Source organism: Streptomyces sp. NBC_01314 (assembly GCF_041435215.1).
Lineage (GTDB): Bacteria > Actinomycetota > Actinomycetes > Streptomycetales > Streptomycetaceae > Streptomyces.
In genome coordinates, this window is the sequence record NZ_CP108394.1 from 2,883,973 (window position 1) to 2,896,621 (window position 12,649).

The 12,649-nt window shown below is 73.7% G+C and carries 7 protein-coding genes and 1 pseudogene; 6 read left to right on the top strand and 2 right to left on the bottom strand.

What is annotated here, in order from left to right; translation table 11 throughout:
* Window positions 1-30: 30 nt before the first annotated feature.
* Window positions 31-1,245: a sugar MFS transporter gene (locus tag OG622_RS12700; protein WP_371575847.1), complete on the bottom strand. Its 1,215-nt coding sequence runs from the start codon at window positions 1,243-1,245 to the stop codon at window positions 31-33.
* A 303-nt stretch (window positions 1,246-1,548) separates the two neighbouring features.
* Here OG622_RS12700 and OG622_RS12705 point away from each other — a divergent pair, with 303 nt between their 5' ends.
* Window positions 1,549-2,004 carry a GNAT family N-acetyltransferase gene (locus OG622_RS12705; RefSeq protein ID WP_371575849.1) on the top strand — a complete coding sequence of 152 codons (456 nt, stop codon included), beginning with the start codon at window positions 1,549-1,551 and terminating at the stop codon, window positions 2,002-2,004.
* 284 nt (window positions 2,005-2,288) lie between these two features.
* Here OG622_RS12705 and OG622_RS12710 read toward each other — a convergent pair whose 3' ends face one another.
* Window positions 2,289-3,674: an FAD-dependent oxidoreductase gene (locus OG622_RS12710; RefSeq protein ID WP_371584081.1), complete on the bottom strand. Its 1,386-nt coding sequence runs from the start codon at window positions 3,672-3,674 to the stop codon at window positions 2,289-2,291.
* 280 nt (window positions 3,675-3,954) lie between these two features.
* Between OG622_RS12710 and OG622_RS12715 the strand changes: the two genes are divergently transcribed.
* From OG622_RS12715 to OG622_RS12735, 5 genes and pseudogenes are all read left to right on the top strand, one after another.
* A complete protein-coding gene (locus tag OG622_RS12715) occupies window positions 3,955-6,879 on the top strand; it encodes a BTAD domain-containing putative transcriptional regulator (protein ID WP_371575851.1) in 2,925 nt (974 codons plus the stop codon).
* A gap of 94 nt (window positions 6,880-6,973) precedes the next feature.
* Complete coding sequence (locus tag OG622_RS12720) at window positions 6,974-9,217, top strand: BTAD domain-containing putative transcriptional regulator (protein ID WP_371575853.1); 2,244 nt, start codon at window positions 6,974-6,976, stop codon at window positions 9,215-9,217.
* A 103-nt stretch (window positions 9,218-9,320) separates the two neighbouring features.
* Complete coding sequence (locus OG622_RS12725) at window positions 9,321-10,268, top strand: helix-turn-helix domain-containing protein (RefSeq protein ID WP_371575855.1); 948 nt, start codon at window positions 9,321-9,323, stop codon at window positions 10,266-10,268.
* A 411-nt stretch (window positions 10,269-10,679) separates the two neighbouring features.
* Window positions 10,680-11,660, top strand: coding sequence for an alpha/beta hydrolase (locus OG622_RS12730; RefSeq protein WP_371575857.1), 981 nt, complete (start codon window positions 10,680-10,682; stop codon window positions 11,658-11,660).
* A gap of 65 nt (window positions 11,661-11,725) precedes the next feature.
* Window positions 11,726-12,480 (top strand): annotated as a pseudogene (locus OG622_RS12735) (alpha/beta fold hydrolase).
* The last annotated feature ends 169 nt before the right edge of the window (window positions 12,481-12,649 follow it).

Consider the following 12,649-nt stretch of genomic DNA (forward strand, 5'->3'; position numbering starts at 1 on the left):
GGGTGGCGGATGCGCGGTGACGCGACCGGCTCACGGGGACGGGGAGTTGGAGCGGGTGGCGCGGATCAGCCACAGCGTGGCCAGCAGGCACAGGGCCGAGACCGCGCAGAGCAGCAGCGGGACCGCGCGGACGCCGGACCACTCGATGGCCTTGCCGAGCGCCGGACCGGCCACCACTCCCCCGATCATGGAGGCCGCGATGACGAGCGCGCCGGCCCGTCGGGCCCGGGGTGCGGCCGCGTGCAGCCAGGGCAGGCCGGTGGGGAAGATCGGCGCGATGAACAGGCCGACTCCGGCGTAGGCGTACGGGGCGAGCCGGGGCACCGAGGCCAGTAGCAGGCAGACCGTCATGCCGGCGCAGGACACGGTGATGATCGTGCGGGGCGGGTAGCGGAGGGCGATGGGGGCGACCAGGAATCGGCCGACCGTCATCATCAGCCAGTACACGGAGGTGGCGGTCGCTGCGGCCCCGGCGCCGTACCCGACCGTCTCCAGGTGCGTGGGTTCCCAGCCGCCGACCCCGGCCTCGATGCCGACGTGCAGGACGTAGAGCGCGACGAACACCGCGAGCACCGAACCCAGGCTGCGCCCGAGCGCCGAGCCACCGACCTCCGAGCCGGTCGCACCGGTCGCCGGCTGGGGCGCCTGGTCCCGTACGCCGCGCAGGCACAGCAGCAGTGGCAGGTTGGCGGCGGCGAAGGCGAGGAAGAGCGCCGGGTAGTGCTCGGCACCGACGGCGGCGATCAGGGCGGGTCCGAGGATCGCGCCGACGCCGAAGTGGGCGTTGAGGATGTTCAGCATGGCGGTCGAGCGGTGGCCGAAGCCGACGGCGAAGAGTTGGTTGAGGCCGTAGTCGATGCCGCCGAAGCCGAGTCCGGCGAGCAGAGCGGCGGCGAGACCGGCGGGCCAGTTCGGCGCGAGCGCGAAGCCGGCCGCGCCGAGGGCCATCAGCAGGTACGAGGTGCCGAGGATCCGCCGGTTGCCCAGCCGCCCGTACAGCCGGTCGAAGAGCAGGACGCCGACGACCCCGCCGACGAAGTGGGCGCTCAGGCCGAGCCCGGCGGCCGACGGCGACAGTCCGAACTCGTCACGGAAGGCCGGGATGGCGGGCCCGTAGAGCGCCTGGAGCGCGCCGATGAGGACGAAGCCGACACAGGACGCGACCACGGCAACCGGGCTGAACACCCTGGTCTCCGGGGTCGGCCGGATGTGCTTCACCTCTTGCGCGGTCGATGTGTCGGGCACGCGGGACTCCGCCTCTCCGTGACTGGGTCCCTCGAAGTGTTACCGGTAACATCACCGCCGTCAAGATCCCCCGCAGGGCTTCACTGCGAGCGGGGTACGGGAGTGGCGGACGGGGCGTGGGAGGCGGTCGGCCGGGTCGGGCGGGGACCCGGCGTGGTCCGCTCGTGGCGGGTGGATATTCCCGCGCGACGGCTCTTCGGACTGTGTTTCCATGCGGCCGTGAAGAGCGAGAGCAGGTCCGGCGAAAGTGCGGCCCGGGATGTCCGGTATCGAACCGATCGTGATCTCGGGGACTGTGTCCGGGTGCTCGCGGAGGTCCACGAACGCGACGGCTATCCCGTCAACTGGCCCGAGCAGCCCGGCAACTGGCTGACTCCCCCCTCGCTCGTCGCCGCCTGGGTGGTGGAGCTGGACGGCCGGATCGCCGGCCATGTGGGCCTCTCCCGGAGCGGCGCGGGGGACGCGGCGCCCGGACTGTGGAGCGACCGTACGGGTGTGGGCGTCGACGGGACGGCCGTGATCAGCCGGCTGTTCGTCGCTCCGTCGGCCCGCGGGCGGGAGCTCGGCGCGTCGCTCATGGCCCGGGCCGTCGCCGAAGCGCGGCTGCGCGGTCTGCATCCGGTACTCGACGTGGTGGCGTCCGACACCGCCGCGGCGGCCCTCTACGAACGGCTCGGCTGGCAGTTCCTGGCCACGGTCGAGCAGCGGTGGGGCCCCGACCAGCACGTGGCCGTCCGGTGCTACGCGGCGGCGCCCTGATCGCGCCGTCGGGTCCCGGAGTGCCGCCGGCCCGCGGCGGCGGGGCGGGCGCGCCCGGGAGCGGGTGCCGGGCGCGCCGCGGGAGGGCCGGTCAGCAGATGTGGCACAAACTCGGGGAACAAACCCGCAACGGACCCGGGACGGACCGAGTCGAATCCGATTCGACCGAGTCGTCCGCGATCGAGGGCTCGACGGGCCGGTGATTCATGTGGCGGGCCGCGAGTGCGGAAGGCGCTTTCTGCGGGAGTCAAGGGCCAGGATGCGCCGCCCTTCGTTCCCTCACGTCACTCACGCGTCATCGGCGGCTCGGCGGGTGTCTCCTTGACGGGACCGAACAGGACGGCCCGTGCCACGGCCGGGGCGAACAGGGCGCCCAGCGGCTCGTTGAGGGAGACGACGGAACGGAAGGCGCGGCCCACGACGGGGTCGCCCGGGACGCGTTCCTGCACCCTGCGCAGATACCAGCCGGCGACGCGGTCCGCGGGCCGGACGGCGACCGCGTTGCCGGTCGCCCCCGGCATCTTCTTGTCCGCCCCGGCCGAGATGTCCCACGCCTGCCGCGAGGCCGCGAGCAGCGCCCGCTGAACCCGGCGGGTGGTGGGCGTACGGCGCGGATCGCCCAGCGCGTCGCGCAGGGCCAGGGCGCTCATCGCGGCGACCGCCATGCCCTGCCCGTAGATCGGGTTGAAGGTGCACAGGGCGTCACCGGTGGCCAGGAATCCGGCGGGGCGGCCGGGCAGGTCGTAGCGGCGCCGTACGTTCGCAGTCAGCCGGAAGCCGGAGATGGGCGACAGCGGCTCGGCGTCGCGCATCCAGCGGTGCACCACCGGGTGCGGCAGGCGCTCGGCGTACGCCTCGAACTCCTTCTCGTCCGTGGGCGGTTCGTCGCCGCGCAGTCCGGAGAAGGTGGCCAGATGGGTGCCGTCCTCCAGGGGGAGGACCACGGCTCCGTACGGCTGCGTGGGGTTGGGGACGACGTGCAGGCCGAGCGCGTCGGCGGACGGGTCGCCGCCGAGGGTGCCGAGGGTGCCGGTGGTGTCGCGGTAGACGCGGGAGGCGTACGCGAGCCCCGTGTCGATGATCTCCTCGTGCGGGGCCTCCGCTCCGACGGCCGCCAGCCATCGCGGTGCCTTCGTGCCGCGTCCGGAGGCGTCGACGACCAGGTCGGCGGCGAGTTCCCGCTGTTCGCGCCGGGCCCCGTCACCGCGCTCCCGCACCAGGACGCCTCGCACGCGCGTGGCGTCCCCGGTCAGGCCGACGGTGTCGGTCCCCTCGATGAGGGTGACCGACGGCTCCGCGAGGACCCGGCGCCGTACCAGCCGCTCCAGCTGCGCCCGTGACCCGGTGTGGATGTGGGTCGTCGCGGACACCCGCCGGAACCAGCGGTCGTTCTGGAACTGCACCATGTCCGCCGGCATCCCGACCCGCGGCGCGCCCGCGGCCGTCAGCTCGGCCATGAACCCGGGCAGCAGTGCGTCCAGGGCGTGTTGGCCGCCCTCCAGCAGGACGTGCGGGTGCCGGTTCTGCGGTACGCCCGGCCGGGGCGCCCCGCCCTCCCCGTCCCCGTCCGCGTCCTCCTTCGGGAAGCGGTCCCGTTCCACGATCGTCACCCGCTCGGCGTGACCGACGAGAGCCCGCGCCGCGAGCAGCCCGGCGAGGCTGCCCCCGATCACCACCACGTGCCGCCCTGCCGACCCGGCCACTCCATCTGAGATCAAACGGCCGTTCCTCCGTACCGAGTTCACCGACTGCACCCCTCTTTTTCGGAGACCCATTCGATGCACAGCTCTATCACCGTCGCCGACGAGCCGCCGGGTCGGCGCACCGTGACGGTGCCGGGTCCGGATCGCCCGCCGTGACGACGTGCGCGTAACTCTGGGTAACTCGCCAGGTCACGTATGGTCATGGGGCGCGGGGAAGATACGAGATACGAGATATCAGGAGGGTCAATTGGCGCTGGAGCCGGTGTGGTTCGCGGTTCTGGGGCCGGTTCGGGTGGAGGGGGTTGGGGCGGAGCCGGCGTGGGGGCGCCCGCAGGAAAAGGCGCTGTTGGCACTGCTGTTGGCGCGGGCGGGGCAGCCGGTGGCGGTGAGTGAGATCGTCGACGTGCTGTGGGGGCGGCGGCCGCCGGACAGCGCGGTGAATGTGATTCGACGTCATGTCGGGTCGCTGCGCCGACTGTTGGAGCCCGGACTGCCCAACCGCGCCGCCGGCCGATGGCTGATACGGGACGCGGGCGGGTACCGGCTCGTGGTCGATGCCGACTCCCTGGATCTGCTGCGGTTCCGTCGGCTGCGGGACGACGCGCGTCGGCTGCGGGACGAAGCGCATCGGGCAGGCGGCGACGGCCACGGGGCGCCGGCGCGGATCGTGGAACTTCTCACCGAGGCCCTCGGTCTGTGGCGGGGGCCGGTCGGGGCGGGGCTGCCCGCCGAGGTTCGGGAGCGTGCCGGGTTCGGGGCGGTCGATCGTGAACGGCCGGCGGCCGTACGGGAGGCGGCCGACGCGGCGCTGTGCGCCGGCACCCCCGGCGCCGTCCTGCCCCTGCTCCAGGAGGCCGTGGCCGACGACCCGTTGGACGAGCCCCTGCTGGCCCGGCTCGTTCTCGCGCTGGCCGCCACCGGGCGCGAGGCCGAGGCACTGAGCACCTACCGGGCCGCCCGCGCGAGGCTCGCCGACGAGTTGGGCATCGATCCGGGGCCGGAACTCCGCGAGGCCCACGCGACTGTCGTGCGCGGCGCCGGTTCGGCCACACCCGCCGCCTCGGGTGCCGAGGCCGCCACCGAGCCCGCCACCGCCGCGGCCCCGCGCCCTCCGGTCACCGTGCCCGCCCAACTCCCCCACGACCTGCCGACGTTCACCGGTCGCCGCGCCGAGCTGGAACAGGTGCTCGCCCTCCTCCCCGATCCCGGCCACACCGACCACAGCGGTGCCGACGACGACGGGCGTCCCACCGGCACCGTCGTGATCAGCGCCATCGGCGGTATGGCCGGGATCGGCAAGACCACGCTCGCCGTGCACTGGGCCCACCGGGTCGCGGACCGCTTCCCGGACGGGCAGCTCTACGTCAATCTCCGGGGGTTCGCGCCGTCGGGGGCCGTGATGGGGGCGGGGGAGGCGGTGCGGGTCTTCCTCGACGCGCTGGGCGTACCACCGGAACGGGTCCCGCACGGGTTGGAGGCCCAGGCGGCGCTGTATCGCAGCCTGCTGGCGGGGCGGCGGTTCCTGGTGCTGCTGGACAACGCTCGGGACACCGAGCAGGTGCGGCCGTTGCTCCCGGGCACACCCGGCTGTCTCACCATCGTCACCAGCCGCAACCAGCTGTCCGGCCTGGTGTCCGCGCACGGCGCGCACACGCTGGCGCTGCGTCCGCTGGACGCCGGGCAGGCGCGGGTGTTCCTCGAACGCCGGCTGGGCGCCGGACGGCTCACGGGTCAGGCGCGGGCGGTGGCGGAGATCGCGGCGCTGTGCGCTGGGCTTCCGCTGGCGCTGGCCTGTGTCGCGGCGCGGGCCGCGGCACACCCGGGCTTTCCGCTGTCGGCGATCGCGGCGGAGCTGCGCGCGGCGCACGGCAGCCTGGACGCGTTCAGCCGGACGGACACGACCGCGAACGTCGGGGCGGTGTTCTCCTGGTCGCTGGGTGCCGTGTCGGCCGAGGCGGCGCGTCTCTTCCCGCTGCTCGCGCTGCACCCCGGCCCGGACTTCTCCGTGCCCGCCACGGCCTCGCCGGCCGAACTGCCCGTGCGCCGGACGCGGTCGCTCCTCGCCGAGCTGGCCGACGTCCACCTCGTGGCCGAGCCCGCCCCCGGCCGGTACGCCCTGCACGATCTGCTGCGCGCCCACGCGGCCGAACTCCTGGAGGACCGGCTCCCGGGCGCCGGGCGTGAGGCGGCCACCGAGCGGCTGTACGCGTACTACCTGCACACCGCGCACGCCACCGAGCCGCTCCTCGCCCCGTACGCGGACCCGATGCCGCCGGGGCCGCTCCCGGCGGGCGTCCATGCCGAGCCGCTCGTCGGCCACGAGCGGGCGCTCGACTGGCTGGCCGCCGAGTATCCGGTGCTGCTCGCCGTCGTCGGGGCGGCCGCCCGGTCCGGCCGCGACCGGACGGCATGTCTGCTGGCCTGGTCGTTGGAGCCGTTCTTCGACCGGCGGGGGCACTGGCACGACTGGGCGACCGTCCAGCGGATCGCGCTCGACGCGGCCCTGCGACTGACCGATCCCGTGTGGGAGGCCAGAGGGCTGCGCGCGCTGGCCCGGGCCGAGAGCCGGCTCGGTCTGCACGGGTCGGCCCGCCCCCGCCTCGACCGTGCGCTGGAGCTCTTCGCCGAACTGGGGGACGACATCGGGCGGGCCGACACCCATCGCAGTGTCGGCTGGACCCGCGACCAGGAGGGTGATCTGCCCGGCGCCCTCCACCACAACCGGCTGGCCATGGAACTGTTCCGCGGCAGCGGCCGACGTGCCGCGTACGCCAGTGTCCTCAACTCCGTCGGCTGGTACCACGCGTTGCTCGGCGAGCACCGGGAGGCCCTGAGCCACTGCCACGACGCCCTGACCCTGCTCCAGCAACTCGGCGACCGCTACGGCCAGGCCGCCACCTGGCACACCATCGCGTACGCCCACCACCACCTCGGCCGCCACCCGAACGCCCTCGTCGGCTACGGCCACGCCCTCGCCCTCTACCGGGAGCTGGGCGTGCCGTACCTGGAGGCCTGCACCCTCGTCCACATCGGCGACACGCATACCGCGATGAGCGACCACGCCTCCGCCCACGAGGTCCGGCAGCAGGCCCTCACCCTCCTCATCACCCTCGGCCACCCCGACGCCGACCAGGTCCGGGCCCAGATCGCCGCGAGCGAGCGATGCGGGTGACCTGCGCCCCGAGTGCCGCCGGGACACCACGCAGGCCACCGGGCCGAGCCGGGCGGGCCAGGCCGGCCCTCGCCAACTCGTATGTCATTGCGGGATGTTGATGCGGTTCGACGTACTGGGGCCGCTTCGGGTGTGCCGGGGCGAGGAGCAACTCGACCTCGGTTTCCCCCAACAGCGGGCGCTGCTGGCGCTGTTGGTGGTGCGGGCCGGTCGGCCGGTGCCGTCGGGCGAGATCATCGACGTGCTGTGGCCGGAGCGGGCGCCGGCCAGTGCGAGGAACGTGGTACGCCGTTACGCCGGTTCGCTGCGGCGACTGCTCGAACCCGGGCTGCCGCCCCGGGCGCCGGGACGGCGGCTGCTGCGTAGCGCCGGGGGTTATGTGCTGGAGGCGGGCGAGGACGAGGTCGATCTGCTGCGGTTCCGCGCCCTCACCAAGCGGGGCAAGCGGGCGGCGGCCACCGGGCGGTCCGAGGTGGCGTCGCGGTACTTCCTGGACGCGCTGAGCGAGTGGCGCGGCCCGGTGGCGATGGGGATCCCCGCCGCCGTACGGGAGCACGCCGTGTTCGCCGAAGTGCGACGCGAGTTGACCGGCACGACCCGGATGGCGGCCGACGCGGCGCTCCTCTGCGGGAGCACCGAGCAGATGCTGCCCGGCCTGCGGCAGGCCCTCGAACTCGAACCCCTCGACGAGTCGTTGCACGCCGCGCTCGTCCTGGCCCTCGCCGCGTCCGGCCTCCAGGCGGAGGCGCTGGCCGCGTACGAGCGCGTACGACGGCTGCTGGCCGAGGAGTTGGGGGTGGCACCCGGCACGGAACTGGCCGCGGCCCACACCAGGGTGCTCCGGCAGGAGTGGGGGCCGACCGGTCCGCACACGGTGCCGGGTTCCCCGGCCGCCCGGTCGGCCGGGCAGCCGTGGCCCTCCTCGCGCACACCACCACCCAGCCCACCGGTTTCCGTGGCCGACCGTCCGGTCGCGGCGACCGGACCCTCTTCGCGTACGCCGCGGCCCGGACCGGCGCCCGCCGGCATGAACCACCCCACCCATCTCGCCCAACTGCCGTCCCGACAACCAGCGTTCATAGGCAGACGGTCCGAACTCTCCCGCCTGGCGGAGATCACGGACGCGACCGCCGTCTCCGCCGAAGCTCCCCCGAGCGCGCGCGCCCTCTCCCCGGACACACCCGCAACCGTGCTGATCAGCGGGATGCCCGGCATCGGGAAGACGGCCCTCGCGGTGCACTGGGCCCACAGGGTCGCCGGACGCTTCCCCGACGGTCAACTGCACGTCGGACTGAGGGGGTTCGACCCCGTCCGCGCTCCCCTGGGCCCGGCGGAGGCGCTGCGCGGAATGCTCGCCGCGCTGGGGGTGCCGCCCGCGCGCCTGCCGGACCGCACGGACTCCCTCGCCGGGCTGTACCGGAGTCTGCTGGCCGGCCGGCGGCTGCTGGTCGTCCTGGACGACGCGGCCGACACCGAGCAGGTACGGCCGCTGCTGCCCGCCTCGCCCGGCTGTCTGACCCTGGTCACCAGTCGCCACGGGCTGTCCGGTCTGATCGCTTCGGGCACCCATCCGCTGCGCCTGGACCTGCCCTCGGCGGCGGACGCGCGGGCGATGCTGACCGCGCACACCGGCCACGACCGGCCGACCGCCGAGCCCGACGCAGCCGACGCAGCCGACGCAGCCGACGAGATCGTCGTCCGGTGCGGCCGACTGCCACTGGCCCTGACGATCGTCGCCGCCCGCGCCGGAGCCCGCCCGGACCTCCCGCTCACGGCCGTCGCAGCCGAACTGCGGCACTCCGGGAACACCCTCGACGCCATCGCCGCCTTCGCCGCCACCGGAGCAACGCCCCACGCCCCAGCCACCCCCGCGAACACCGGAGAAGCGCCCCACGCCCCTGCCGGCCGCGCCTGCGCCGCAGAGACATCCGACGCCCCCACGAGCCTCGCCGACCCCACCATGTCACCCAACACCCTCACCGGCCTCACCCCCACCACCGAACAACCCGACCTCCGTGCCGCCTTCGCCGGCTCCTACCGTCGGCTGCCGCCGGAGAGCGCCCGGCTGTTCCGGTTGCTGTCCCTGCGCCCCGGCCCCGGCCTGGCGCCGGACACGGCCGCGGCCCTGGCCGGTCTCCCGGTTCGCCGGGCCCGGCTGCTGCTCGACGACCTCGCCGACGCCCACCTCGTCACCGAGCACGCGCCCGGCCGCTACACCCAGCACGACCTGCTGCGCGTCTTCGCCGCCGAGCTGGCCACGACGCACGACTCGCCGGAGGACCTCCGCGCCGCCCGCCGACGTCTGCTCGACCACGGCTCGCACGCGGACGGCCCGTAGCGGGCGCCGTCACTTCACCGTCACTCTTTTTTCACATCTTCCTTCCTACGCTCCGAGAGCCGTGCTTGACGGTGTGCTCGAACTGCCGTGAAGGAGACAACAGATGACCAGGTCCGACACCAGCGCCGTCGGGGCAGCGGGAATCCGCGTCTCCGTCCTCGACGTCGGCCCCGGCCGAGGCCTCGACGGAACGACCGCGCAGCTGCCCGGGGCGGGGCGGCCCGCGCCGGACGCGTACCGGCTGACCACGCGAACCGGTGGCGCGTATGTGTTCGTGGGGGTGCGCGGGACGAGCCTCGCGCCTGCCGAACGAATACCGGATGTCTCCCTCCAGCCAGGGGACATCTGCTTCTACGACGCGGAACACCCGCCGTTACCGGACTTCCCCGAGCGCTGCCGACTGAAGGTCTTCCTCGTCCCGCACGAGGAGCTGGGGCTGGAGAACGGCGACCTGCGGCGCATCGTCGCCACCCCGGTCGCCCGGTCCTCCCGGCTGGGGACGCTGGTGTCGCCGTTCCTGTCCGAGCTGGCCGACACGGTGGTCTCCGCCGAGCCCCTGGTCGGCGAGATGCTCGCCCGGAACGCCGTGAACCTGCTGGCCACCCTCGCCACGGAGCAGTTGGGGCGGACCGTCACGGGCATGCCGGGTGCACCGGGTGCACCGGGTGCACCGGGCAGCCGGTCGCCGCTGGTGGCGCGTGTCCTGCGGTTCATCGACGCGCACCTGGCCGACGCGGACCTGTCGCCCGAGGTGATCGCGGAGGCCCACCACATCTCGGTGCGCTACCTGCACAAGCTGTTCCAGGACGAGGGCACGACCGTGGGCCGCTTGATCCAGCGCCGCCGGCTGGAGGAGTGCCGCCGCGACCTGGTGCTCGGCGTCCGCAACCGCCGCACCATCGCGTCGGTCGCCGGACGCTGGGGTTTCCTGAGCGCGACCCACTTCAGCCGGGTGTTCCGGGCGGCGTACGGCATGTCACCGAGCGAGTGGCGGGACACGGCGGGACAGGGGCCGGCGGACGGACGGGGCACACGGCTTCACGCCCGATAACGAGGGACCTGCCACGATATCGCGGGACCTGCCCGTACCACCCGGACACCCACTCCTGGCCGTTCGCGCCCGGCCCTTCGGCGTACAGGCCTCCCGCTCGCGCGGCCTCGCCAGGCCCTGACGGAGGGTGGGGTCGCCGTCCCAGCGCAGCTCCAGCACGTAGATGAGGCCGTTCCAGCGACGCACCACATTCGTTCTCACAGCGCACCGGGCCCCGAATTCCCTGCGCCAGTGCACTGTCGGACCGGTATCGGTGCACTGGTGGGCACTTTCCCACGGCGTTCCGGTTCTAGCGTGCAGGCCGAAGCGCTGCGCGCGTGCCACGGCGTCCAGCAGCCACAACACGGCCTGTATCACGCACAACACCGCGCGTATTGCGCTCAATTCACCGCACCACATCGGGAGATCCACATGTCCGACGCCTTCAAGCCGGTCCAGCCGGTCCAACCGGTCCTGGAGCCGGCGGCCGCCGCCTTCGCGGAAGCCACCGCCAACCCGCCCTTCCTCTTCGAACTGCCGCCCGCGGAGGGGCAGAAGGCGGTCGACGAGGTGCAGTCCGGCGAGATCTCGAAGCCGGAGATCGACGAGGAGTGGGTCACCGTCTCGGGTGGTCCGACGGGCAGTGTCCGGGCGCGCATCGTGCGGCCCGCCGGTGCCGAGGGCGTCCTGCCGGTGGTTCTCTACATCCATGGCGCGGGCTGGGTGTTCGGCAACGCGCACACCCACGACCGGCTGGTGCGCGAGCTGGCCGTGGGCGCGAACGCCGCCTTGGTCTTCCCCGAGTACGACCTCTCCCCCGAGGCCCGTTATCCGGTCGCCATCGAGCAGAACTACGCGGTCGCGAAGTGGGTCGTCGAGCAGGGCGCCACCAAGGACCTGGACGGTGCCCGGCTGGCCGTGGCCGGTGACTCGGTCGGCGGCAACATGACCGCCGCGCTGACCCTGATGGCCAAGGAGCGCGGTGACGTTCCGCTGGTCCAGCAGGTGCTGTTCTACCCCGTGACCGACGCCGCCTTCGACACCGGCTCCTACCACCAGTTCGCCACCGGCTACTTCCTGCGCCGCGACGGCATGCAGTGGTTCTGGGACCAGTACACGACCGACGAGGCCGAACGCGCCCGGATCACCGCGTCCCCGCTGCGGGCGAGCGTCGAAGAGCTCAAGGACCTGCCGCCGGCCCTGGTCATCACCGGCGAGGCCGACGTCCTGCGCGACGAGGGCGAGGCGTACGCCAACAAGCTGCGCGAGGCGGGCGTACCGGTCACCGCCGTGCGCTTCCAGGGCATCATCCACGACTTCGTCATGCTCGACGCCCTGCGCGGCACGCACGCCGCCGAGGCCGCGATCACCCTGGCCACGGGCACCCTGCGCGCCGCACTGCACCGCAGCTGAGCCACCCGGCTCCCCGAAGACCGACAGCCGCCGGGTGACCCGGCACCGAGAAGGAGAACTCCACCATGTCCCCCACCCCCACCGCCCTCCTCGTACACGGCGCGTTCGCCGACGCGTCCAGCTGGGCCGGTGTCATCGAGGAACTGCGGAGCCAGGACATCCCCGTCCGGGCGCTGCCGAACCCTCCCCCAGCTCTCGGCTTCGCTCGACCCGGGGGGACCCCCATCGCGGCCTGACCTCCGACGCCGCGTACGTCGCCTCCGCGGCGGCCCAGATCGACGGCCCGGTCGTGCTCGTCGGCCACTCCTACGGCGGTGCGGTCATCACCGTGGCCGGTGCCGCCGAGAACGTCGTCGGCCTGGTCTACGTGGCCGCGTACGTCCCCGAACAGGGCGAGAGCCTGGGCGAGTTGCAGGGCCGCTACCCGCTGGCCCCGCTCGTCGCCAACCTCGACGAGTGGACGTACCCCGTCGAGGGCGCCGACCCCGCCGTCGAGGTCACGATCAAGCCGGACGCCTTCCCGAACATCTTCGCCGCCGACGTCCCGGCCGAGGTCACCAGGATCCTCGCGGTCTCCCAACGCCCCCTGGCCGCAGCGGTTTTCACCGAGGAGACCTCGACCGCCGCCTGGCAGACCAAGCCCTCCTGGGCCGTCGTCGCCGACGCCGACGAGGCCATCAACCCCGACGTCCAGCGTTTCGGCGCCAAGCGCGCCGGCGCCACCGTCACCGAGATCGAGGGCGCCTCCCACGCCGTGGCGGTCTCCCGCCCCAAGGCGGTCGCGTCGGTGATCCGCGACGCCGTACTGGCAACACGCTGACCCGCTGACCCGCTGACCCGCTGACGGGCCGACGGGCCGACGGGCCGACGGGCCGACGGGCCGACGGGCCGACGGGCCGACGGGCCGACAAGGGAAAGGCCCCGCCTGGTACCACCGGGCGGGGCACTCGACTGTGCGGTGAAGGCTGCCACCGAGCGCAGGGGGATCC